We start from the raw sequence: 23,740 nt of genomic DNA, 5'->3' as shown, positions 1-23,740 counted from the left end.
GATCCGTAATCCTCAGACCGACACCACTCCAAGACCGAAAGATCCGCAATGAGCAACGTACTGACCATCACCCGCCCGGACGACTGGCACCTGCACCTGCGCGACGGCGCCACCATGCAGGACGTGCTGCCGCATACGGCACGCCAGTTCGCACGCGCCATCGTCATGCCCAACCTGAAGCCGCCGGTGACCACCACCGAACAGGCCGGTGCGTATCGCGATCGCATCCTGGCCGCCTTGCCGGCAGGCATGTCCTTCGAGCCGCTGATGGTGCTCTACCTGACCGACAATACCCCGCCCGAAGAAATCCGCCGCGCCAAGGAAAGCGGTTTCGTCAAGGCCGTCAAGCTCTACCCGGCCGGTGCCACCACCAACTCCGACGCTGGCGTGACGGACCTGTCGAAGTGCTACAAGACCCTGGAAGTCTTGCAGGAAGTGGGCATGCCCTTCCTGGTCCATGGCGAAGTGACCGATCCCGAGATCGACCTGTTCGACCGCGAAGCCGTCTTCATCGACCGCATCATGACGCCGCTGCGCAAGGCCATGCCGGAACTGAAGGTGGTCTTCGAGCACATCACCACCAAGGAAGCGGCCGACTACGTGCTGGCTGGCGTTGGTCCGACGGCCGCCACCATCACGGCGCACCATTTGCTCTTCAACCGCAACGAGATCTTCAAGGGCGGCATCCGTCCGCACTACTACTGCCTGCCGGTCTTGAAGCGCGAGACCCATCGCCAGGCGCTGGTAGCGGCAGCCACGTCGGGCAATGACAAGTTCTTCCTCGGTACCGATTCGGCCCCGCATGCCAAGGGTGCCAAGGAACACGCCTGTGGCTGCGCCGGCTGCTACACCGCGCTGCATGCGCTGGAGCTGTATGCCCAGGCCTTCGACAGCGCCGGTGCGCTGGACAAGTTCGAAGCCTTCGCCAGCTTCAACGGTCCGGACTTCTACAACCTGCCGCGCAACACCGGTACCGTCACCCTCAAGCGCGAGACCTGGGCCATTCCCGCTGAGCTGCCCATGGGCGATGCCACCGTGGTGCCCCTGTCGGCGGGCGAACAGATCCATTGGAAGATGGTCTGATCCGGTTCAGGGATCAGCCATGTTCCTTCGTCCCCGGCCAGCCCGCACGAGTGGCGCGGCCGGGATGTCCATCACAACGAGAGAAAGGCGAGCTGTATGCAAGTCGTCGATGAACTGATTACCGATTTCGACAAGGCGCTGCGCGTGATCAGCGGCGTGGTGTTCGAGAGCCGTCCCAACCCGGGACGTGGCCTGCCGGACGGTGTCATGAACGAGGCCGAGAAGCGCCACGCGGCCGGGCTGATGCGCGTCAACAATGTGGGCGAGGTCTGCGCCCAGGCGCTCTACGACGCCCAGGGCCGCTTTGCCCAGACGGAAGATATCAAAGCGGCCTTCAAGCGCGCCGGCATCGAGGAAGAGGATCACCTCGCCTGGACCGCCGAACGCCTGCGCGAACTGGGGTCGCATACCAGCCTGCTCAATCCGCTGTGGTACGGCGGCGCCTACGTGCTGGGCAGCATCGCGGCACGGCTGGGCGATGCGCGCAACCTGGGTTTCGTCTCCGAGACCGAGCGCCAGGTCGAGCACCACCTGCTGGGCCACCTGGACAAGCTGCCGGCCCAGGACAACCGCTCGCGCGCCATCGTCGACCAGATGCGCCTCGATGAGATCGAGCACGGCCAGGCCGCGCGTGACCTGGGCGCAGCCGAAGTGCCGGCACCGGTACGTGGATTGATGAAGGCCATGGCCAAGGTCATGACCACGGTGGCTTACCGGATCTGAACCCGGAAGGCGGCCGGATCGCCGGACATGAAAAAAGCGGCCTCGGCCGCTTTTTTTCTTGCTGCATCCTGCCTTGGCTGCCTTGGCACTTACTGCTGCTGGGCGGCTGCCGAGGAGGTATCGGTCAGGTCGTCGATGATCTCGAAGGAGTGCGTGATCTCGGCTGTCTTCTCCAGCATGATCGATGCCGAGCAGTACTTGTCGTGGGACAGCTTGATGGCGCGCTCGACCACGTTGGTCTTGAGGTTGCGGCCGCGCACGGTGAAGTGGAAATGAATCTTGGTGAACACCTTGGGATCGGTCTCGGCGCGCTCGGACTTCAGGGTCACGTCGCAGCCGCGCACGTCCTGGCCGCTCTTGCGCAGGATGACCACCACGTCGTAGGCGGTGCAGCCACCGGTACCGGCCAGCACCACTTCCATGGGGCGCGGCGCCAGGTTGCGGCCGCCGCCATCAGGGGCGCCATCCATCGTCAGCAGGTGGCCCGAACCGGTTTCCGCCGTGAAGGTCATGCCGGACAAGCCGGTCCAACGTACTGTGCATTCCATCTGTCTCGTCCCAATGGGTTCAATGAAGCTGCGTATTGTAGCTTTTGACGCGCCCGCCTGCAGCCGGTGCAGGGCAGGGCATATGAAACTTGGTGATTTTTGCGCTGCAGAAAAATTGACGAATGATTATTCCTGTTTCGCATTCCGGAAGGGCTTGCAGGAACTTGTAACCCAATAGTGACGCTGCTTGCAGACAGTTACAAATTTATTCGCCTCGCGTTATTGCGTTGCACAAACCGCTTTGCTATATTGAATTCAACGGAAGTTTTTGCAGCACGTAACGATGTCTCCTCCACCCTCCTCATTGGTGTGGATTAAACCCGGAACCTGAGTGTCCGGGTTTTTTTTGTCCATTTTCCGGCCAGGCGCTTCGCAAAGTTGCGCTGAGGGCAACTAAATGCCGTCTTCCGGCGATAAAAGCCAGGCAGAATGCCGGATCGACGCCACAATCCCCCAAAACCTTTTGACGCTAAGTCCTTGAAAAGGCTATACTTGCCGGCTTTCCCATGCGCTCGGGAAGATAAAAGGATGAGTCCGCGAAGCGAAGTACAAAGGACAGCAGGTTTCGGCCCGCTGGCCCGCATGAGCGGAACCGCCATTTGAGCGTTTATATACTGATAGAGAAAGTCAAACATGAAGACCTTTTCCGCTAAAGCCCATGAGGTTCAGCGCGAGTGGTTCGTGATTGACGCGACGGACTTGGTCCTCGGACGTGTTGCCAGCGAAGTGGCACTCCGACTGCGCGGCAAGCACAAACCCGAATTCACTCCGCACGTCGATACCGGTGACTTCATCGTCGTCGTCAACGCAGGCAAGCTGCGCGTGACCGGCACCAAGGCCACTGAAAAGACCTATTTCCGCCACAGCGGTTATCCGGGCGGCATCTACGAAACCAACTTCCTGAAGATGCAACAGCGTTTCCCCGGCCGTGCGCTGGAGAAGGCCGTCAAGGGCATGCTGCCCAAGGGTCCGCTGGGCTACGCCATGATCAAGAAGCTGAAGGTTTATGCAGATGGCAACCATCCGCACGCCGCGCAGCAACCGAAACCCCTCGCCCTCTAAGGAACAGACATGATCGGTAACTACAATTACGGAACCGGCCGTCGCAAGAGTGCAGTGGCGCGTGTTTTCATCAAGGCAGGTTCGGGCAACATCATCGTCAATGGCAAGCCCGCCGCTGAGTACTTCTCCCGCGAAACCGGCCTGATGGTGATCCGTCAGCCGCTGGAACTGACCGGCAACGTCGAGCGTTTCGACATCAAGGTGAACGTCCACGGTGGCGGCGAATCCGGCCAGGCCGGCGCTGTTCGCCACGGCATCACCCGCGCCCTGATCGACTACGATGCTGGCTTGAAGCCGGCCCTGTCCAACGCAGGCTTCGTCACCCGTGACGCGCGTGAAGTCGAACGTAAGAAGGTTGGTCTGCGCAAGGCACGTCGCGCAAAGCAATTCTCGAAGCGTTAATCGTTTCTTGCATTACGGAAAGCCGTCGGCATCTGTGCCGGCGGCTTTTTGCTTTTCTGCGTTGCCGCTGTGCTTTTGCATGGGGAGTTTTGCACTTGCTTGCGCAACGTCTCGTAGTGTGACGATAATTTCGGCTATTTGCGGAAATTACTGTCCGATCGGAAATCAGCGGGAAATATTCTCCTGCTAAAATTGACCGCTTTTCAGCGTGCCATGCACGCACGTCCGGCGCTCGTCCGCCACGGCGTTTTTTCTTCGCCTTTTCTCGCAAGGACCAGACATGATCAAGGTAGGTATCGTTGGCGGAACCGGTTACACCGGCGTCGAGTTGCTGCGTATTTTCGCGACGCACCCACAGGCCCGCGTGCAGGCCGTGACGTCGCGCAAGGAAGACGGCATGCCGGTGGCCGAGATGTATCCGTCCCTGCGCGGCCGCGTGGACGTGGCGTTCTCCTCCCCCGACAAGGCCCGCCTGACCGATTGCGACGTGGTCTTCTTCGCCACCCCGCATGGTGTGGCCATGGCCCAGGCGCCCGAACTGGTGGCTGCTGGCGTGAAGGTGATCGACCTGGCAGCGGACTTCCGCATGCAGGACGTGGCCGCTTTCGAGAAGTGGTACAAGCTGCCGCACAGCTGCACCGACCTGTTGAAGGAAGCCGCCTACGGCCTGCCCGAACTGAACCGTGAAGCCATCCGCAAGGCGCGCGTGGTGGGCAATCCCGGCTGCTATCCGACCACCATGCAGCTGGGCTTTGCGCCGCTGCTCAAGGCCGGCGTGATCGATGCCTCGCACCTGATCGCCGACTGCAAGTCCGGTGTCTCCGGCGCCGGCCGCAAGGCGGAACTGAGCCTGCTGTTCTCGGAAGCCTCCGACAACTTCAAGGCCTATGGCGTCTCCGGCCATCGCCACTCGCCCGAAACCATCGAGCGCCTGTCGCACCTGACCAGTGACAAGGTCGGCCTGCTGTTTACGCCGCACCTGGTGCCGATGATCCGTGGCATGCACTCCACCCTGTACGCGCGCCTGACCAAGGATATCGACAACGCCGCCCTGCAGGCCCTGTTCGAAGAGGCCTACAAGGATGAGCCCTTCGTCGACGTGCTGCCCTTCGGTTCGCATCCCGAGACCCGCACCACGCGCGCCTCCAACATGCTGCGCCTGGCCGTGCATCGTCCTGACAATGGCGATACGGTGGTGGTGCTGGTGGTCCAGGACAACCTGGTCAAGGGCGCTTCCGGCCAGGCCGTGCAGTGCATGAACCTGATGTTTGGACTGGATGAAACCACCGGCCTGCAGCAGGTCCCGGTCCTGCCGTGAAGTACCGCTTGTGGCGTCGGCGCATGAGCATTTCTGCGCCGAAAATGACCATCAAGCGTCATCTCCCGCTGCCGCTGCTGATCCTGCTGTGGGCAGCGGTGGTGGCCGTGGGTGCGGCGGCGGCGGTCTGGACCTACCAGCTGGGGCGCAACAACCTGCCTGGACTGCATGGTGACGCTGGCGAACAGATCGAGGAGCTCAGCGAACAGGTCAAGAAACTGACCGCCGAAAATGAGCGCTTGCAATCGGCCTCCAACGCGTCGCAAAATGAGCTGAAGATTGCCCAGACGGCGCAAGCCACGCTGGCCACCCAGGTCAAGAACCTGGAGGCGGAAATCAACCGCCAGAAGGAAGACCTGGCGTTCTTCGACAGCCTGCTGCCGACCAACCTGGGCGCACCCGGCATCACCATCCAGCGCTTCAAGGCCGAACAGGCCTCGCCCAACCAACTGCGCTATCGCGTGCTGGTCATGCAAGGTGGTGGGGGAACGCAACAGTTTGCAGGAAACCTGCAACTTAGTGTCAATATGGTGCAGGGCGGCAAAGGTGTTACCATCAACTTCCCGGAAAGCAATTCCTCTGACCAGGCGCGTTACCGGCTCGCATTCAAGTACTACCAGCGGGTCGAGGGCCTGCTGACCATTCCTGAGGGCGCCATCGTCAAGTCGGTGGCCGTCCGTGTTCTCGACCGCGGCCAGGTGCGTGCCCAGCAGTCGGTAGATCTGTGAGGTGATTCCATGTTTACACGCAAGACCAAAAGCACGATCGACAGCCTGATCGGCATGTCCACCAGCATCACGGGCGATGTCGGCTTCAAGGGCGGCCTGCGCATCGACGGCGCCATTACCGGCAACATCAATGCCGAAGCCGGACAGCCCAGCGTGCTGGTCATCTCGGAGCACGCCAAGGTGGTCGGTGAGGTGCGTGCGGCGCACCTGATCGTCAACGGCGAGATCGTCGGCGACGTCCACTCCAGCGAACTGCTGGAGCTGCAGCCCAAGGCTCGCATTACCGGCAATGTCTTCTACAAGGCGCTGGAGATGCATGGCGGCGCCCTGGTGTCGGGCAAGCTCAGCCATGACCAGCAGGTCGAGACGCCGCTGCTGAAGCTGGCTGCATCGTCGGAAGCATGAAAATCCGCAAGCGCTTATAATGGCTTTATCGATCTAATGTATTGATCCGCCTCAAGCCCAGCAGGAGCCCGAAATGAACGCCGTAGCCGAACTGCAACAAACCGACATGCCCGCCCCGATCAACTTCAGCGACAGCGCAGCCGCCAAGGTGGCCCAGCTGATCGAGGAAGAAGGCAATCCCGACCTGAAACTGCGCGTCTTCGTGCAGGGCGGTGGTTGCTCGGGTTTCCAGTATGGTTTCACCTTTGATGAAATCGTCAACGAAGACGACACCACCATGAGCAAGAACGGTGTCCAGCTGTTGATCGACTCGATGAGCTACCAGTACCTGGTGGGCGCCGAGATCGACTACAAGGACGACCTGGAAGGCGCGCAATTCGTCATCAAGAACCCGAACGCCACGACCACTTGCGGTTGCGGCTCCTCGTTCTCGGTGTAAGCGCCGCCAGATTCCCCGCCTGGTGCAGCTTTGCGGGGAGATGAAGAAAAAGGACGCCGCGGCGTCCTTTTTTCATTTCCAGAACCTTCATATGGCCCCGGACCCTCCATGCGACGGGCATTTCCGGGAGCGGCCCGCCGCCGCCGGAAACGCCCGCGCCAGCCTCAGCCCAGTTCAGTGAAGGCCTTGGTCGCAGCGGCGATGGTTTCCTCGATGATCGCATCGCTGTGCTGGGCCGACACGAAGCCGGCTTCGAAGGCCGAAGGCGCGAAGTACACGCCCGCATCCAGCATCTTGTGGAAGAAGCGGTTGAAGCGTTCCTTGTCACCCTGCATCACCTCCGCGTAACTGGTCGGCACCTTGGCATCGAAGTAGAGGCCGAACATGCCGCCGATGGCATCGGCTGCGAAGCTCACGCCGGCCGCCTTGGCCGCAGCGGTGAGGCCATCGGCCAGCTTGCGGGTCTGGGCCGTCAGATGGGTGTAGAAGTCCGGTTGCTGGATGATCTTCAGGGTCGCCATGCCGGCCGCCACGGTCACCGGATTGCCCGAGAGGGTGCCGGCCTGGTAGACGCCACCCAGCGGCGCCAGGTGCTTCATCACCTCGGCGCGGCCACCGAAAGCGGCCACCGGCAGGCCGCCGCCGATCACCTTGCCCAGTGCCGTCAGGTCGGGAACGATGCCGTTCAATTCCTGGGCGCCGCCGCGCGCCACGCGGAAGCCCGACATCACTTCATCAAAGATCAGGATGGCGCCGTATTCGGTACACAGGCGGCGCATGGTGCGCAGGAACTCGTCCGAAGCGCGCACCAGGTTCATGTTGCCCGCCACCGGTTCCACGATCACGCAGGCGATCTCGTTGCCGGCATTCTTGAAGGCCTCTTCCAGCTGGGCGGCGTTGTTGTAGTCCAGCACCAGGGTGTGTTTGGCGAAGTCTTCCGGGACCCCGGCCGAGGTCGGGTTGCCGAACGTCAGCAAGCCGCTGCCGGCTTTCACCAGCAGGGAGTCGGCGTGGCCGTGGTAGCAGCCTTCGAATTTGATGATCTTGTCGCGGCCGGTCGCGCCGCGCGCCAGGCGCAGCGCGCTCATGGTCGCTTCGGTACCCGAGGAGACCAGGCGGATCTGCTCGATGGAGGGCACCAGCTTGATGATCTCTTCGGCCATCTCGATTTCGGCCTCGGTCGGTGCACCGAAGGACAGGCCGCGCGCGGCTGCTTGCTGCACCGCCTTGACCACGTCCGGATGGGCGTGGCCGACGATGGCCGGGCCCCAGGAGCCGATGTAGTCGATGTAGCGCTTGCCTTCGGCATCCCAGAACCAGGGGCCTTCGGCGCGCTCGATGAAGCGCGGGGTGCCGCCTACCGAGCGGAAGGCGCGTACCGGGGAATTGACGCCGCCCGGCGTGCTTTGCTGGGCGCGGGCGAACAGGGATGCATTGGTCTTGGTCATGAGTGTGCGGACGATTCAGTCCGGATACAGAAAATCAGTTGATGGAAGGCGGCGCGTCCAGATCGGCAGGATCTTCCGATTCGCGCGCCCAGAAATAGCGGTCCGGCAGCAGCTTGCCCATGCCGATGCGCTGCGCATTGGCCAGCGCGGCCAGCGTGAACTCCTGCGCCTCGGAAGCGGCCAGCGGCACCTCCAGGTCATTGGCCAGCATCGCGGCCATGGCCGCCGAGAGCGTGCTGCCGGCACCCACGAAGGAGCCCGGCAGGCGCGGCCAGGCATCCTGGCGCACCAGGCCGGATTCGTCGAAGAGCGAATTGGCCACTTCCTGCAGGTCGGTCTGGGTATTGGTCACCAGCAGGTATTCGCAGCCCATCTCGATGATGCGCATGGCGTCCAGCTCCAGCGCATCGCCTGGCACCGGCTCGCGCCAGGTTTCTGCCAGGCGGGTCAGTTCACCGGCCGAGCAGATCAGCACGGTGGCTTGCGGGATCAGCAGTTCGCGGATGGCGATCAGGCGATCATCCTCGTCTTCCTGGTTGGCCAGGGCGCTGATGAAGGGATCCAGGATCAGCGGTACGTCGGGATAGTCCGAGACGATCTCGGCAATCACCGAGATGTTCTCGATGCTGCCCAGCGCGCCCACCTTGAAGGCGGCCACCGCCATGTCTTCGAGGATTACGCGGGCCTGGTCGGCGACCCAGTCCACTTCGACGACCTGCACGTCTTCGACGCGGGCGGTGTCACCGATGAGCAAAGCCGTCACCACCGACAAACCGTGGCAGCCCATGGCGGCGAAAGTGGCGAGATCGGCCTGCACGCCCGTGGCGCCGACCGGATCGGCTGCGCCGAAGCTGAGGATGAGGGGAGGAGTTTGGTTTTGCACGTCGAGTAGATTAAGATAGCTGACTTAGCATTTTACTTGATTGATTTTAGGGATAGTCAGCCGTGACGAATAGCAGCCAAACCGAATTCAAAACCTGGATGTGCCTGATCTGTGGTTGGATCTACGACGAAGAAGCAGGCCTGCCCGAAGAAGGCATCGCCCCGGGCACCCGCTGGGACGATGTGCCCATCAACTGGACCTGCCCGGAATGCGGCGCCCGCAAGGAAGATTTCGAGATGGTCGCGATCTGATCGCTTCCTGATCAGCTGTACCGCCGCCGACGGCTTCGGCATCGCGTCCCGCCGTCATCTGCCCGGCGGCGCGCTGGCGGCGCTTCCGTCCTGCCGGGAGTCGCCGCTCACCCCCCCCTGTTTTCCTGCCTAACGGGATTTGATCTACATCAAACTCCCGCTTTGTCACGATTTTCGTCTCGTTTTCCCATCATTTTCTTCTGCCTGCTGGTGCCATGTCTTTGCCGGGCGGAAAAGCGGCGAACTTTTCTGGGTAAAATCTGCTCCAGTACCAGCTTTGCCCGCATGACCGGATAACAGGACGCACAGACGTCCGCCCGGACCCAGTACGGCATTCCCCCTTCGGTCTTGTCCATTGAGCCCAGCCCCGCCATCGCGCCGCTGGCCCGGTTCGGCGTGCGCGCAAGCGTGCGGCGGCATGGCCTTTCTTAACCGTTTCATGAGGGCTGGTATGCCACACACCAAGGATTTCGTCATCAACGCGCCGGCCGCGCGCAGCTTTCACGGCGTGCCGGAGCGTGAGGGGCTGGAGCAGTTCCAGGCCTCGCTGCTGGCGCGCATGGCCGCCTCCGACAACGAAAGCATGCGCTCGCGCCGCCTCGCGGTGGCCATGGGCGAACACTGCTATCTGGTCCCGCTGGCCCAAGCCGGCGAGATCGTGCCGCTCTCCGGGCTTGCCATCACCCCCGTCCCCGCCACCCGCGACTGGTTTCGCGGCCTGCTCAACCTGCGGGGCAGCCTGATCGGCATGGCCGACCTCATGGGCCTGGCCGGTGCCGTTCCCCAGGAAATCGGACGCAGCAGCCACGTCCTGCTGCTGGCCCAGGGCCTGGCACCGCAATGCGGTTTGCTGGTGTCAAGGGTATTGGGACTGCGTGACATCACAGAAATGACGCAAATATCGAAAAATTACGATACGGAAATTCCCTTGCCGGGCCTTGCCGGACGTTATAAAGACAGCGGTGACCAGCAATGGGATGAACTTGACCTGTCGCTGCTGAGCCAGGACAGCCGTTTTCTGCAGATCGGCCGCTAGCTGCCGCGCCCCAAGCGGCGGCGAGGCCTGCTCTGCAAGCCATTGCACCACCAGGCCTGTAAATCAGAAAAACCTGAGAAATCCAGAAGATCTGCGAGATCTGTAAAGAGGGAATAGGAACGCCGGCCATGGAACCGACCTTGCCGTACCTGTCGAAAAAGAAGCTCCCGGCCGCCCGTGGGTCCGGCAACGGGAACGCCACCTCAACCAGCGCCGATCCGGCCAGGGTGGACGGGCGGGGCACTGCTGGCCTGCGCCTGCCATGGCTGCAAGCTTATTCACTGCGTACCCAGACGAGGGTCCTGCTGGGCGTGCTGGCGCTGTCGCTGGCTGCCCTGTGCCTGTTCATGTGGCTGGGTGCGCGGCTGTACCTGCTGGCTACGCTGCAGACCAACCTGGCCTCGGACCTGGTGATGCATTCCCAGCGCATCGGCAAGGCCGTGCCCAATGCCATCCAGGGCAATCCGCAGGCCTTCGTGCAGCTGGCGCAAAGCCGGCTCGAATTCAATCGCGGCCTGCTGCTGCTGAGCAGCGGTGGTCCGTATCAAGGCCAGAACATCGGCCTGCCCGATCCGGCGCTCAAGCCGGCGCTGGAGAATGTGGCCCGCATGTGGCGCCGCACCGACCTGGCTGCCGAGACGATCCTCGGCATGGAAAAGGAGTTGACCGGTTTCGGCGCCACCTTGAAGCGTCTCAACCAGCTGCTGCCCGTGATGCTGGACCTGAGCGAGCAGATCGCCATGCTGCAGTCGCAAGGCCGGCCGACCACGCGCGAGATGGCCGCCGCCAGCCAGCTGGTGATGCTGACCCTGCGCCTGGGGCGCAGCTCCAATGAGTTCCTGACATCCGAGGGCGTCAACGCGGAAACCGCCTTCATGCTCGGCAAGGACCTGACCACCTTTGGCGACCTGTTGAAGAGCCTGCTGGCAGGCAACGAGATGCTGCGCCTGCGCGCCGCCACCGATGCCGACCTGCGCAGCAAGCTGCAGGAACTCACGCGGGTCTTCGGTGAGTACCAGCCGCAGATCGCCGGCATCCTCGGCAACCTGCAGAATTTCATCGCGGCCAAGCGTTCCGAGCAACTGGTGTTCATGGAAAACGAAACCTTGAAACGCCATCTCACCGAATTGGAAGACGCCTACCGTCTCGCCCTGAAGGCGCGCTCCTGGACTTTCTGGGCCATGCTGTGCGCCATGGCGATGGCCCTGCTCAGCGCCATCGGCATCGCCCTGGTGCAATTGCAGAGCAGCCGCAACAATGCCGCCGCCGCCGAAGCCCGACGCCAGGAAGCCGAACTGCAGCGCCAGCTGGCCCAGCAGGAAGAAGAAAAGGCCATGCGCGCCAACCACCTGACCCAGGCCGCCGTGCTACGCCTGATGACCGAGCTGCAGCGCGTGGCCGATGGCGACCTGACGGTCCACACCACGGTCTCGGACGATGTCACCGGTGCCATTGCCGATTCCGTCAACTACACCGTGGAAGCCTTGCGCGGGCTGGTCGAGCAGGTCACGCAGATGGCCGCCAAGGTGGCCTGGAGCTCCGAACACGTGCGCGGGACCACCACCGAGCTGGGCGCGGCTGCACGTGCGCAGGCCCGGCGCATCCAGCGCATCGCGCAGGCCATGCTGGAGATGTCCAACCAGATCACCGGTATTTCGGTCTCGGCCGATGAGTCCGCCGATGTGGCCCGTCACGCCGTGGTGGTGGCCGAACGCGGCGCGCGTGCGGTGGAAGATGCGGTCAAGGCCATGGATGGCATCGGCGAGCAGATCCGCGAAACTTCCGAGCGCATCAAGCGGCTGGGGGCGTCCTCGCAGATGATTGGCGAGATCACCGACCTGATTTCCGACATCACCGAACGCACCAATGTGCTGGCCCTCAATGCTGCCATCCAGGCCGCCTCGGCGGGCGAGGCCGGGCGCGGCTTCTCGGTGGTGGCCGAGGAAGTGCAGCACCTGGCCGAGCGCTCCAGCGCCGCCACCCGCGAAATCGGCGCGCTGGTGCGCATGATCCAGGCCGACACCCGCGACGTGGTGGTGGCCATGGAAAAATCCACCAACGGAGTCACCGATGGCGCCGTGCTGTCGGACGCCGCCGGCAGCGCACTGGCCGATATCCGCAGCGTCTCCAAACGCCTGGCCGACCTGATCCAGGGCATGGCGGTGTCCACCCGCGAGCAGGCGGTCTCGGCCAATGGCGTGGCCCAGCAGATCCAGGGCATCCTGAGCGAGAACGACATCATCGAGCAAAGCCGCGAGCAGGTCGCCACGCTCTATGAGGAATTGTGGGATGCCGCCCGCCAGCTGGAAAGCTCGGTCTCGCGCTTCCGCGTCAAGGTTTCCTGAGCCAGGCCCCCATGACTACCAGCACCGAGCGCGCTCCAGGGCATTTCATTGACGGCACGGCTCGCACCGCCGGCGATGACGAGCGCCTGCGCCAGACCTTGCGCCCGCTGCTGGCCATCGTGCGCCAGCAAAGTGCAGCCTGGTTTGCGCGCCTGGGCCAGGAGGGAGTCAGCTGTGGCCTGCCTGCACTGGTGCTGCGCGCCCTGGCGGCCCTGCGAGATTACGCCGGCAGCAGCGGGGCCACGGCCTTTGCCGAATCGGCCTCGGCCTTGCTGGCCTCCGTACAGAACCAGGGCAGCGATATTGCCGCACAGGCGCGTACACGCGGTTTGCTCGACGCCGGCATCCAGGCCCTGGCGGCACAGCTGGAAGCGCCCCTGACACCGCCCGCGCCCGCCGTCCCTCCCGAGCTGATCGATCCGGTGCTGCTGCCGGTCTTCCTGGAAGAGGCGCAGGAACTCATCGCCAGCATCGGCGAGACCTTGCTGGTGCTACCCGAGAGCGAGCATCCCGCGGCGCTCGATACCGGTCTGCTGGCCGAGCTGGCGCGGCCCCTGCATACGCTCAAGGGCAGCGCCCGCATGGTCGGTGCGCTGCACCTGAGCCGCTGCCTGCACGACATGGAAGGCGCCCTGCAGCGCCTGGCCGACGGCAGCCCGGCACCGCATTCCGTGGCCGCGCTGCTGGCCCTGTATGACCAGGCGGTGGAACACTTCAGTACCCTGGAGCAGGGCATGTCGGCCTTGCCGCTTGCGGCGCCCGCCAAGCCTGCGCCTGGCGTGACGGCGGTGGAAGGGCGGCTGAGCGCGCCCCTGGTGCGCATCCGCACCACCGTGCTGGACAAGCTGCTGAACCAGGTCGGTGAAGTTTCCATCAGCCGTGCCCAGCTGGATAACGAAATCGGCGCCATGCAGGGCGACGCCCGTGAGCTGGGTGAAGAACTGGACGCGCTGGCCCTGCAGCTGCAGCAGTGGCAGCGCAACTGGGAGCATGGCGACCGACCGGTACCCCACGAGGCCGGCACCGCCCTGACGGAACTGGCCAAAGCCATGGAAGCCGCCCTGGGCGCTGCCGTGGCGCGCCAGAAGCGGCTGCTGCAACGGGTGCTGAAAACCCGCGAAGGGCTGCGCCTGCAGGGGCGTACCACGCGCGAGCTGCAGCAGGAGCTGATGCATGCGCGCATGGTCAAGTTCAACAGCATGGAGCCGCGCATGCAGCACCTGGTACGCCAGGTCGCGGCCGAGACCGGCAAGCCGCTGGCTCTGGACCTGTCGGACTGCCGGCTGCAGATCGACCGCGCCATCCTCGAACGCCTGATGGGACCGCTGGAACACCTGCTGCGCAATGCCGCCGTGCATGGCATCGAGGATGCAGCGGTGCGGCGCGCGGCCGGCAAGCCGGGCAGTGGCCGCCTGCGCATCCAGGCGGGGCACGAGGGCAATGAAGCGGTCATCCGCGTCAGCGACGATGGCCGCGGGCTGGACCTGGCCGCCATCGGCCACAAGGCGATGCAGCGCGGCGTGGCGGGTGTGGAGCACTGGAGCCAGGCGCGCCTGGCCGAGCTGATCTTCGAACCCGGTTTCAGTACGCAATCGCAAGTCTCTGCCCTGGCCGGACGCGGCATCGGCATGGATGTGGTGCGTGCCGAAGTGGCCGCACTGGGCGGGCGCATGACGGTGCACTCGCAGCCCGGGCAGGGCGTGCTCTTCACGCTCTACCTGCCGCTGTCCCTGGCGGTGCAGCAGGTCTGCCTGCTGCATCACGGGCAGCAGCAGTACGCCATTCCTTCCACTCTCATCGACAGCGTCATCCAGCTGCGCAGCGAGCAGGCGCGCCAGGCCCTGGCGCGGCGCGCACTGGAAATCAATGGCCGCGAACTGCGGCTGCACCCGCTGCACGTGCTGCTGGACGAGCCGCCGCCGGTGCCGCTGCCAGGCTCGAGCGAAACCGGTACGGCCTTTGCCTTGCTCATCAAGAACGGCGATGAACTGATGGTGATCATGGCCGACCACGTCAGCGGCAACCGCGAAGTGGTGGTCAAGCCGGTCGGGCCGCAGGTGGCGACGCTGGCCGGCATGGTCGGCGCCACCGTGCTGGGGGATGGGCAGATCGTGCTCATCATCAATCCACTGCTGCTGGCTGGCTCGCGCCGCGTAGATGGCAGCGGCAGGGCGGCGGGCGTACAATAACGGGCTTTGGGTGCGCCTGCTGTTGCCCCTGCATCGTCTTTCGCCCGAGGTCCGTCATCGACTCCACACTCGTCTCCATCCTGCTGGCCACCACCCTGGCTGGCGTGGTCAGCATTACCGCTGCGGCGGTGTTCTCCTTCGCACTGCTGTCGAAGGTGGTCGAGCGCATGGTCAGCCTGTCGGTGGGCATCATGCTGTCGACCTCGCTGCTGCATGCGCTGCCGGAAGCCTTTGAATCCGGGGCTGAACCGCACACGCTCTTCGCGGTGCTGCTGGGCGGCCTGCTGGTGTTCTTCCTTTTGGAGAAGACGGCCATCCTGCGGCATTCACACCATCACGAAGACGATGGCCACGGCCATCACCACGGGCACGACAAGAAAGAAGCCGGCAAGGCCGGCTGGATGATCCTGGTCGGCGACGGCCTGCACAATTTCACCGATGGCATCCTGATTGCAGCGGCCTTCCTGGCCGACCCGCACCTGGGCCTGGTCACCGGGCTTGCCATCATCGCGCATGAGATCCCCCAGGAGATTGGCGACTTCATCGTGCTGCTCAATGCCGGTTTCTCGCGCACCCGCGCCTACGTCTACAACCTCATCTGCAGCCTGATGGCGGTGGCCGGCGGCGTGCTGGGCTACTTCATGCTGGAGCGTGGCATGGAATGGATTCCCTTCGTGCTGGTGTTTGCCTCCTCGGGCTTCATCTACATCGCCGTTTCCGATTTGATGCCGCAGATGCAGCGCCGCGCCACCCTGCGCGAGACGATCCCGCAGGTGATCCTGATTGCAGCGGGCGTGCTGATCGTGCTGGCACTGACGCATCAGGCGCACGCTCACTGAGGGGATCGGGCCGCTCAGGCGTGGGGCGCTGGCGGCGCAATATCCAGCGCATGCCCACGCTGCAGACCAGGCCCAGCAGGCCGAGGAACAACAAGAGATCCTGGAGCACGATCCATCCTTTCATCGCCGCAGGCGGGGTTGCGGATGGCTTCACTGTAGGGGTGCCGCGCGCGGTACGCCAATATCAAATCAGCCGGCCCGCCATCTCGAAACGAGATGGATGCGCCGCCAGAACCGGGCAGGGGAGAACAGCATGATTTCCATCCGGCAGTTGCGCTACTTCGTCGAGATCGTCGAGGCACGCGGCTACACCCGCGCCTCCGAGCGCCTCTTCATCGCGCAGTCAGCGCTGAGCCGCCAGGTCAAGGAGCTGGAAGCGGACCTGGATGTGGTGCTCATCAAGCGCGAGGCCAAGGCGTTCGAACTGACCCAGGCGGGCCAGGATTTCTATGAACGCAGCCGCCGCATCCTGCTCGACCTGGACCGCGCGGTGGCGCAGGCACGCACCATCGGCAAGGGCGAGCACGGGGCCTTGCGCCTGCTGCACTCCAGCTCGGTGCCACTGTCGGCACCGCTGGGTCCGACCCTCAATGCAGCGTTGAAGGATTTCCCCGGCATCTCGCTGGAAATCTCGCAGGCTCCTTCCGAATACCAGGCCCGCGAGATCGTCGAAGGCAGCGCCGATATCGGCCTGGCGCGGCTGCCCATCCTGCGTGCGCACCCGAATCTGGAGAGCACCGTGCTCTACCGCGAGCGCCTGGTGGCGGCCGTACCGGCCACGCACAGGCTGGCTGGCCGCAGCGAAGTGGAGATTGCGGAATTGCGGGATGATTTCTTCGTGACGGTGCCGCACCGCGATCGCGGCGGCTTGAGTTACCTGGTGGCCGAGCGCTGCATTGCGCACGGTTTCTATCCGCGCGTGGCGCGCGCTACCTCGCGCAAGAATTCCTTGCTGAGCCTGGTCAATGCAGGTTTCGGCATCGCCGTCGTACCGCAGAGCATGGCCAGTATTTCACTGTCGGCCGGCGTCAGTTTTCCCGCGCTCAAGGATGCCGATTTCCATTCGGAAGTGGCCCTGCTGCGCCGACGCGATGCGCCGGCCATGGTGCAGCAGTTCGTGGAGACGTTCGTGGCCCGCCTGCACGAGGCGGGGGTCACGGCAATGGCAGGGAGCGTGGCACCCGACTTGTCGTAGGGTGCCGCACGCACCGGTGCCAGGATCAGTTGCCCGTGGCCACCGGGCGTTGCGGATCGGAACTCCACTCGCTCCACGAACCCGGATAAAGATGCGCGCCCGGCAAGCCGGCCACTTCCAGCGCCAGCAGGTTGTGGCAGGCCGTGACGCCCGAGCCGCACTGCATGACCGCAGCCTGCGGATCGCCCACCACCGACAGCCATTCCTCGCGCAATTGCGTGGCGCTCTTGAAGTGGCCATCGGCCTGCAGGTTGTCCTTGAAGAAGCGGTTCTTCGCGCCCGGGATATGTCCGCCCACCGCATCGATGGTTTCGTTCTCGCCACGGAAACGATCCGGTGCGCGTGCATCGACCACTTGCAGGGTTTGGCTCTTGAGATTGTCCAGCAATGCCTGTGCATCCACGGTCTTGACCAGCGAGGACAGATCCTGGATGTTGCCCGGTACAGCCGCCTCCGGCACCTCGCTGGTCAGCGTCTCACCCAGCGCCTGCCATGCGGCCATGCCGCCATCGAGCACGGCCACGTCGCTGTGGCCGATCCAGCGCAGCAGCCACCACAGGCGCGCGGCATACATGCCGCCATGCGCGTCGTAGGCCACCACTTGCGTGTCATTGTTGATGCCCAGGTCGCGCATGGCTTGCACGAATTGCTGGCGGTCCGGCAGCGGATGACGGCCATGGAAGCGGCCGGCGGCATCGGTCTTGGCGCCGGAGAGCAGCTCATCGAGATGGGCGAAGCGTGCCTGGGGCAGATGGCCGGCGGCATAGGCTTCACGGCCGTAGGCCGGGTTGGTCAGGTCGTGACGGCAGTCCACGACCACAATGTTCAGATACTGCGCGCGCGATTTCAATTCGCTGGCGCTGATGAGGGTCTGGTAGGTCATGCGGCTCTCCTTTTGTTCATAAGCCCTGCAAGCGGGCAGGATTCAGGGATTCGGGGTTCATGGATTCAGACTTCGGTGGCGATCGGGTCCACCTTGGGTACGTTCTTGGCCACGGCCTGGCTCTTGCGCTGGTTGCGATAGGTCGCCAGCATGCCACTGGCCAGGATGATCGCCATGCCCAGCCAGCCTATCCAGCCCGGCGCATCATCCCAGATCAGCACCCCGAAGAGGCTGGAAAAGACGATGCCCGTGTATTGCAGGTTGGCGGTCACCAGCGTATTGCCGAGCCGGTAGGCGCGCGTCATGGCGATCTGCGCGGTGGTGGCCGTCAAGCCTATCATGAGCACCAGCAGCGCACCGATCCAGGAGTGGCTGTGCCACAGCGGCACGCGGCCCGTCACCACGCTGCCGACCAGGCCGGCCAAGACGCCCGTGGCAGAAAAGTAGAACACCACGCGGTACTCCGGTTCCCCCAAGAGCCCCAGCTTGCGCACCTGCAGGTAGACCAGTGCCGAGAGCACGCCCGAGGCCAGCGAGATGGCGCCTCCCAGCAGCTGCTCGGCATTGAGCGATGGTCGCATCAGCAGCGCCACCCCGAGGAAGCTCAGTGCCACCGTACCGGCCAGGCCCCATTCGAATTTCTTGTGGCCCTGCCACCAGCCGGCCACGAACAGCATCACCGCGATCCAGATCGAGGACATGTAGTTCAGCGTCGTGGCCGTGGCAATCGGCAGCAGGCTGAAGGAATAGAACCACATCCACAGCGAGACCACGCCCACGCCGCCACGGATGAGGTGGTCACGCGGGAACGGCGTGCGCAGCGTGCCCCCGCGCAGGCGGATCAGGCAGAGGATGAAGAGCACGCCGATCACGCCACGGCAGAGCACGATCTCGGAGGTCGTGTAGTACTGGCTGGCGAGCTTGACGCACACGCCCATGACGGCAAAGAGGAATGAGGCGACGAGCATCCAGAGCGATTGCATGGCGGCGGTTCAGTAGGGTGAGGGGAGAATGGGCAAGGCGCACGCGTGGCGCGCACCAAAGAAAACGGCAGCCCCGGCGTGAACCGGGGCTGCCGTCGTGCAGCGGGAGCGGGAGGAGCGGACGCCGGAGGGCGGGCGACAATGACGGCGCAGACTACGTCCGTCGTGAGCTTGCCGCGTTGCCTGCATCTGCTTTCCCCCTGCGCGGCCTGTTGGCCTGGTTATGGTGTGCTGGTTCCTTGCGGCACGTCCAGCTGCTGGCGATACCACTCGTGGAAGTGCTGCATGCCGTCTTCCATGGGCGACTGGTAGGGACCGACTTCGCTGGTGCCGCGATCCATCAGTATACGACGGCCGGCATCCATGCGCAGGGCGATCTCGTCATCCTCGACGCAGGTCTCCATGTAGGCGGCGCGTTCGGCCTCGACCAGTTCGCGTTCGAACAGGGCGATTTCTTCCGGATAGTAGAACTCCACCACGTTGGTGGTCTTCTGCGGACCGGTCGGCCAAAGCGTGGACACCACCAGTACGTGCGGGTACCACTCCACCATGATGTTGGGGTAGAGCGTGAGCCAGATGGCGCCATACTTGGGCGGCTTGCCGTTGGAGAACTGCAGCAGCTTTTCCTGCCACTTGGCATAGGTCGGCGAGCCGGACTTGATCAGGCCGTGGTTCACGCCCACGGTCTGCACGCTGTAGTCGCGGCCGAATTCCCACTTCAGGTCGGAGCAACTGACGAAGTTGCCGAGACCGGGATGGAAGGGCTCGACGTGGTAATCCTCCAGGTAGACCTCGATGAAGGTCTTCCAGTTGTAGTCGCACTCGTGCACTTCGGTGTGGTCGTACAGGTAGCCGGAGAAATCCAGGTCGCGCGTTACGCCCAGGTTCTTGAGCTTGTCGGCGATGTTGACGCCGTTGTTCTCGAACAGCAGTCCGTTCCAGCTTTGCAGCGGGGTCTTGGACAGGTTCATGCACGGCGTCTCGCCGAAATGCGGCGCGCCGATCAACTCGCCCTTCAGATCATAGGTCCAGCGATGCAGGGGACAGACGATGTTGCTGGCGTTGCCGCGGCCGTCGAGCATCTTGGCCTGGCGGTGGCGGCATACGTTGGACAGCAGTTCAATACCCTGCGCATTGCGCACCAGCATGCGGCCTTCTTTTTCCCACGGCAGGGTGGAATAGTCGCCGGCTTCGGGCACCATCAGCTCATGGCCGACGTAACGAGGTCCCTGCTGGAAGAGTTGTTTCAGTTCCCGCTGATGAAGCGGTTCGTCAAAGTAGACGTGGACTGGAAGTTGCGCGTTTGAGCGCGCCAATTTGGCAAAAGTAGCAAGATCGGACATTTCCGCCCCCAAATTAATTTGCACCAACCTAAGGAAGAAAATCCGCAAAAACCTATGTTCAAATAATATGAAGAGGAAATTTTGGACAGAACCGAGGATTATGCCACAAAACCCCCATAAGGGGCCGGGTTTTGTGGCCAAAATGCCAGTAAATTGGCCGAATTTACAAGCTCGGCGCGAAATCCGCTGACATTTCCACGCCCTTGATTGACTTGGGTATCGCCGGTTTGTTCTAAAATACCGGGTTGGAATTTTGAATGGGTCGATATGCCTAGAACCTCTGCCGCCGCACCTTCGGCTTCCGCTGCTGCCTTGCCTGCCTCCTTCGAAGAGGCGATGGCCGAACTGGAGCAGCTCGTGGCCCGCATGGAAGCCGGCGAACTGCCGCTGGAAGCGTCGGTGGCCGCCTACAAGCGCGGCTCCGAACTGGTGAAGTTCTGCGCCGGCCAGCTCGACAAGGTTGACAGCCAGGTCAAGCTGCTCGAAGGCGACATGCTCAAGCCCTTCAATGCAGCCGATGCTGCCGGCGGGGACGACTGATGAATGCACAGATGCCGGCCGCCAGTGCGCAGGCCCCGCTAGCGTTTGTCGACTGGATGCGCCAGGTGCAGGGCGGCATGGAAGACGTGCTGGACCGATTCCTGCCCGCGACCTCGGTGGTGCCGGCGCGCCTGCACGAAGCCATGCGCTACACCGCCATGGATGGCGGCAAGCGCGTACGTCCGCTGCTGGTCTATGCCGCCGGCGACATCTTCGATACCCCGCGCGCGCTGCTGGACCGGGCGGCGGCGGCCGTGGAGATGATCCACGTCTATTCGCTGGTGCATGACGACATGCCCTGCATGGATGACGATGCCCTGCGCCGTGGCAAGCCCACGGTGCACGTGCAATATGACGAAGCGACTGCGCTTTTGGTTGGCGATGCGCTGCAGGCGCAGGCCTTCGATATCTTGTCGGCACCGCTGGAGGCCGAGCTGGGCAAGAGCGACGCCGGTGTGACGGCACGCCAGTTGCGCATGATGAACCTGCTGGCCCAGGCCGCAGGTTCAGTGGGCATGTGCGGCGGCCAGGCCATCGACCTGGCCAGCGTGGGCATGACCTTGTCGCTGGCCGAGCTGGAACAGATGCATCGCCTCAAGACCGGTGCCCTGCTGCGCGCAGCGGTGCTCTTGGGCGCGCTGGGCGGCAAGACGCTCACCGCCGATGAGACCGCCGCGCTGGACGACTACGCGCGCGCCATCGGCCTGGCCTTCCAGGTAGTGGACGACATCCTCGATGCCACTGCCGACTCGGCCACGCTGGGCAAGACGGCGGGCAAGGATGCGGCGGACAACAAGCCGACCTATGTCTCGATCCTGGGCCTGGCCGAATCGCAGGCGCTGGCCGAGAAGCTGCGCGGCAATGCCCATGCGGCGCTGGCGCCCTTCGGCGAGAAGGCGCGCCGCCTGCGTGAGCTGGCCGACCTGATCGTGCAGAGAAAAACTTAAGCGACGTAACCAGGCATGAAGACGGACCGCGCGGCATGTGCCAGGCGCGGCCTTCAGACCCCAACACGGTAAGAACAGATGCTCCTCAATACCATCAACGACCCGGCCGACCTGCGCCGCCTGTCCCGCCATCAATTGAAGCCGCTGGCCGAAGAGCTGCGCGGTTTCCTGCTGGATTCGGTCTCTAAGACCGGCGGTCACCTGTCCTCCAACCTGGGCACGGTCGAGCTGACCATCGCGCTGCATTACGTCTTCAATACGCCGCAGGACCGCATCGTCTGGGATGTGGGCCACCAGACCTACCCGCACAAGATCCTGACCGGCCGCCGCGAGCGCATGGCTTCGCTGCGCCAGCAGGAGGGCATCTCGGGCTTCCCGCGCCGCATCGAAAGCGAATACGACACCTTCGGCACCGCCCACTCCTCGACCTCGATCTCGGCTGCGCTGGGCATGGCCCTGGCCGCCAAGACCCAAGGCTCTGACCGTCACGCCATCGCCGTCATCGGCGACGGCGCCATGACCGCCGGCATGGCCTTCGAAGCGCTCAACAATGCGGGCGTGCATGAAGACATCAACCTGCTGGTGATCCTCAACGACAACGACATGTCGATCTCGCCGCCCGTGGGTGCGCTCAACCGCTACCTGGCGCGCCTGATGTCGGGCAAGTTCTACGCCAAAGCGCGTGACGTCGGCAAGTCGGTACTGCCCGGCCCCGTGCTGGAACTGGCCAAGCGCCTGGAAGAACATGCCAAGGGCATGGTGGTCCCGGCCACCATGTTCGAGGAATTCGGTTTCAACTACATCGGCCCCATCGATGGCCATGACCTCGACTCGCTGGTCCCCACGCTGCAGAACCTGAAGCACCTGAAGGGCCCGCAATTCCTGCACGTGGTCACCAGGAAGGGACAGGGCTACAAGCTGGCCGAAGCCGATCCGGTGCTCTATCACGGCCCCGGCAAGTTCAACCCCAGCGAAGGCATCAAGCCCAGTGCCGGCGGCAAGCTGACCTATACCCAGGTCTTCGGCGACTGGCTGTGCGACATGGCTGCCGCCGACGAGAAGCTGGTCGGCATCACCCCGGCCATGCGCGAAGGCTCGGGCATGGTGGGCTTTGAAAAGAAATTCCCGGACCGCTACTACGACGTCGGCATCGCCGAACAGCACGCCGTCACCTTCGCTGCCGGCATGGCCTGCGAGGGCATGAAGCCGGTGGTGGCGATTTACTCGACCTTCCTGCAGCGCGCCTATGACCAGCTGATCCACGACGTGGCCCTGCAGAACCTGGATGTGACCTTCGCCCTGGACCGTGCCGGCCTGGTCGGCGCAGACGGTGCGACCCACGCCGGCAATTACGACCTGGCCTTCCTGCGCTGTATCCCCAACATGGTGGTGATGGCGGCTTCCGATGAGGATGAGTGCCGCAAGATGCTCTCCACCGCCTATCAGTATCCCGGTCCGGCTTCGGTGCGTTATCCGCGTGGTGCCGGTATCGGTGCCGCAGTGGAGAAGACGCTCGAGACCCTGCCGCTGGGCAAGGGAGAAATCCGCCGCCAGGGCAAGGATGTTGCCATCCTGGCCTTCGGCAGCCTGCTGGCACCGGCCCTGGGCGCGGGCGACAAGCTCAACGCCACGGTGGCCAACATGCGCTTCATCAAGCCGCTGGATGCGGAACTGGTCAAGCAGTTGGCCGCCTCGCACGATGCGCTGGTGACGGTGGAAGAGGGCTGCATCATGGGTGGCGCCGGTGCGGCCGTCTCCGAGGCCTTGGCCGCCGCTGGCATCAACAAGCCGGTGCTGCACCTGGGCCTGCCGGACCGCTTCATCGATCACGGCGACGCCGTGCAACTGCTGGCGCAGTGCGGGCTGGATGCCGATGGCATCGCGCAGTCCATCATCCAGCGCTTTGGCAAGGATGAACCCAAGCTGGTGGTCAACAACGGCTGAGGAGGCACGGTTGCCGGACTTAGTTTTTGCTCGGTGGAAACTAAGAAAATCGCCGCGTTGAACTAGGGCCTGTTCACATTCAATCTGCGAGATGCGTTGCCCCCAGAAGGCGTGGTGGCAAGGCGCGCGTCAGGGCTGGTGGTGGTGCCACCAGCCCTGACGTGCAACGCGGCCAGCGCGCCTTCTGGGGGCAACCCTCCGGGAGA

The 23,740-nt window shown here is 63.8% G+C and carries 24 protein-coding genes; 17 read left to right on the top strand and 7 right to left on the bottom strand.

The genetic code is table 11. The features are described 5' to 3' along the window. Positions 1-48 precede the first annotated feature (48 nt). Complete coding sequence (gene pyrC, locus CEJ45_RS14120; protein ID WP_088755718.1) at positions 49-1,083, top strand: dihydroorotase; 1,035 nt, start codon at positions 49-51, stop codon at positions 1,081-1,083. 96 nt (positions 1,084-1,179) lie between these two features. Further along, entirely contained in the window at positions 1,180-1,806 is a 627-nt protein-coding gene (gene coq7 / locus CEJ45_RS14115; RefSeq protein WP_039786897.1) for a 2-polyprenyl-3-methyl-6-methoxy-1,4-benzoquinone monooxygenase, read from the top strand. 89 nt (positions 1,807-1,895) lie between these two features. Here the strand turns inward: coq7 and CEJ45_RS14110 are convergent, their stop codons facing one another. Beyond that, positions 1,896-2,354 (bottom strand): OsmC family protein, encoded by a 459-nt coding sequence (locus tag CEJ45_RS14110; RefSeq protein WP_034350979.1) that lies wholly within the window; start codon positions 2,352-2,354, stop codon positions 1,896-1,898. A 633-nt stretch (positions 2,355-2,987) separates the two neighbouring features. Here CEJ45_RS14110 and rplM point away from each other — a divergent pair. The 6 genes from rplM (at position 2,988) to erpA (ending at position 6,708) form a co-directional block, all read left to right on the top strand. After that, positions 2,988-3,416, top strand: coding sequence for a 50S ribosomal protein L13 (rplM, locus tag CEJ45_RS14105; RefSeq protein ID WP_013235788.1), 429 nt, complete (start codon positions 2,988-2,990; stop codon positions 3,414-3,416). A 9-nt stretch (positions 3,417-3,425) separates the two neighbouring features. After that, positions 3,426-3,818, top strand: a complete 393-nt coding sequence (rpsI, locus tag CEJ45_RS14100) for a 30S ribosomal protein S9 (protein ID WP_088755717.1) — start codon at positions 3,426-3,428, stop codon at positions 3,816-3,818. Positions 3,819-4,098: 280 nt separating this feature from the next. Further along, entirely contained in the window at positions 4,099-5,136 is a 1,038-nt protein-coding gene (argC, locus tag CEJ45_RS14095; RefSeq protein WP_088755716.1) for an N-acetyl-gamma-glutamyl-phosphate reductase, read from the top strand. Between the two features lie 23 nt (positions 5,137-5,159). Next, positions 5,160-5,864, top strand: coding sequence for a DUF6776 family protein (locus CEJ45_RS14090; protein WP_088755754.1), 705 nt, complete (start codon positions 5,160-5,162; stop codon positions 5,862-5,864). Positions 5,865-5,873: 9 nt separating this feature from the next. Beyond that, positions 5,874-6,269, top strand: a complete 396-nt coding sequence (locus CEJ45_RS14085; protein ID WP_088755715.1) for a bactofilin family protein — start codon at positions 5,874-5,876, stop codon at positions 6,267-6,269. Positions 6,270-6,342: 73 nt separating this feature from the next. Continuing rightward, positions 6,343-6,708: an iron-sulfur cluster insertion protein ErpA gene (erpA, locus tag CEJ45_RS14080; RefSeq protein ID WP_008331898.1), complete on the top strand. Its 366-nt coding sequence runs from the start codon at positions 6,343-6,345 to the stop codon at positions 6,706-6,708. 164 nt (positions 6,709-6,872) lie between these two features. On the opposite strand, the gene hemL is transcribed toward erpA, so the two are convergent. Together hemL and thiD are read right to left on the bottom strand one after the other, a co-directional pair. Beyond that, positions 6,873-8,156, bottom strand: coding sequence for a glutamate-1-semialdehyde 2,1-aminomutase (gene hemL / locus CEJ45_RS14075; RefSeq protein WP_088755714.1), 1,284 nt, complete (start codon positions 8,154-8,156; stop codon positions 6,873-6,875). Between the two features lie 34 nt (positions 8,157-8,190). Continuing rightward, a complete protein-coding gene (gene thiD, locus CEJ45_RS14070) occupies positions 8,191-9,039 on the bottom strand; it encodes a bifunctional hydroxymethylpyrimidine kinase/phosphomethylpyrimidine kinase (protein WP_088755713.1) in 849 nt (282 codons plus the stop codon). Between the two features lie 98 nt (positions 9,040-9,137). Here thiD and CEJ45_RS14065 point away from each other — a divergent pair, with 98 nt between their 5' ends. Further along, positions 9,138-9,290 (top strand): rubredoxin, encoded by a 153-nt coding sequence (locus tag CEJ45_RS14065; RefSeq protein ID WP_006461975.1) that lies wholly within the window; start codon positions 9,138-9,140, stop codon positions 9,288-9,290. 149 nt (positions 9,291-9,439) lie between these two features. Here CEJ45_RS14065 and CEJ45_RS24565 read toward each other — a convergent pair whose 3' ends face one another. Continuing rightward, a complete protein-coding gene (locus tag CEJ45_RS24565) occupies positions 9,440-9,646 on the bottom strand; it encodes a hypothetical protein (protein ID WP_141107002.1) in 207 nt (68 codons plus the stop codon). A 95-nt stretch (positions 9,647-9,741) separates the two neighbouring features. Here CEJ45_RS24565 and CEJ45_RS14060 point away from each other — a divergent pair, with 95 nt between their 5' ends. The 5 genes from CEJ45_RS14060 (at position 9,742) to CEJ45_RS14040 (ending at position 16,894) form a co-directional block, all read left to right on the top strand. After that, positions 9,742-10,326 (top strand): chemotaxis protein CheW, encoded by a 585-nt coding sequence (locus CEJ45_RS14060; RefSeq protein WP_088755712.1) that lies wholly within the window; start codon positions 9,742-9,744, stop codon positions 10,324-10,326. Between the two features lie 128 nt (positions 10,327-10,454). Continuing rightward, a complete protein-coding gene (locus CEJ45_RS14055; RefSeq protein ID WP_088755711.1) occupies positions 10,455-12,671 on the top strand; it encodes a methyl-accepting chemotaxis protein in 2,217 nt (738 codons plus the stop codon). 11 nt (positions 12,672-12,682) lie between these two features. Further along, positions 12,683-14,860, top strand: a complete 2,178-nt coding sequence (locus CEJ45_RS14050) for a chemotaxis protein CheA (protein ID WP_088755710.1) — start codon at positions 12,683-12,685, stop codon at positions 14,858-14,860. Between the two features lie 104 nt (positions 14,861-14,964). Beyond that, positions 14,965-15,699 (top strand): ZIP family metal transporter, encoded by a 735-nt coding sequence (locus CEJ45_RS14045; RefSeq protein ID WP_241517345.1) that lies wholly within the window; start codon positions 14,965-14,967, stop codon positions 15,697-15,699. Between the two features lie 253 nt (positions 15,700-15,952). Continuing rightward, positions 15,953-16,894 (top strand): LysR family transcriptional regulator, encoded by a 942-nt coding sequence (locus CEJ45_RS14040; protein WP_088755753.1) that lies wholly within the window; start codon positions 15,953-15,955, stop codon positions 16,892-16,894. A gap of 25 nt (positions 16,895-16,919) precedes the next feature. Here CEJ45_RS14040 and CEJ45_RS14035 read toward each other — a convergent pair whose 3' ends face one another. From CEJ45_RS14035 to CEJ45_RS14025, 3 genes are all read right to left on the bottom strand, one after another. Continuing rightward, positions 16,920-17,777: a sulfurtransferase gene (locus tag CEJ45_RS14035; protein ID WP_088755708.1), complete on the bottom strand. Its 858-nt coding sequence runs from the start codon at positions 17,775-17,777 to the stop codon at positions 16,920-16,922. A 65-nt stretch (positions 17,778-17,842) separates the two neighbouring features. Further along, a complete protein-coding gene (locus CEJ45_RS14030; protein WP_088755707.1) occupies positions 17,843-18,760 on the bottom strand; it encodes a DMT family transporter in 918 nt (305 codons plus the stop codon). Positions 18,761-18,981: 221 nt separating this feature from the next. Then, positions 18,982-20,103 (bottom strand): aromatic ring-hydroxylating oxygenase subunit alpha, encoded by a 1,122-nt coding sequence (locus CEJ45_RS14025; protein WP_088755706.1) that lies wholly within the window; start codon positions 20,101-20,103, stop codon positions 18,982-18,984. A gap of 267 nt (positions 20,104-20,370) precedes the next feature. On the opposite strand from CEJ45_RS14025, the gene CEJ45_RS14020 reads away from it, so the two are divergent. From CEJ45_RS14020 to dxs, 3 genes are all read left to right on the top strand, one after another. Beyond that, positions 20,371-20,643: an exodeoxyribonuclease VII small subunit gene (locus CEJ45_RS14020; RefSeq protein ID WP_088755705.1), complete on the top strand. Its 273-nt coding sequence runs from the start codon at positions 20,371-20,373 to the stop codon at positions 20,641-20,643. Next, positions 20,643-21,590: a polyprenyl synthetase family protein gene (locus tag CEJ45_RS14015; protein ID WP_088755704.1), complete on the top strand. Its 948-nt coding sequence runs from the start codon at positions 20,643-20,645 to the stop codon at positions 21,588-21,590. The genes CEJ45_RS14020 and CEJ45_RS14015 overlap by 1 nt, the downstream gene beginning before the upstream one ends. Positions 21,591-21,668: 78 nt before the next feature. Then, on the top strand, positions 21,669-23,534 hold the full coding sequence (gene dxs / locus CEJ45_RS14010) for a 1-deoxy-D-xylulose-5-phosphate synthase (RefSeq protein WP_088755703.1): 1,866 nt from the start codon (positions 21,669-21,671) through the stop codon (positions 23,532-23,534). Positions 23,535-23,740: the final 206 nt, after the last annotated feature.

Origin of the sequence: Herbaspirillum aquaticum (assembly GCF_002213425.1) — a bacterium.
Taxonomy (GTDB): Bacteria; Pseudomonadota; Gammaproteobacteria; order Burkholderiales; family Burkholderiaceae_D; genus Herbaspirillum; species Herbaspirillum aquaticum.
This window is presented reverse-complemented; position numbering and strand designations above follow the sequence as displayed.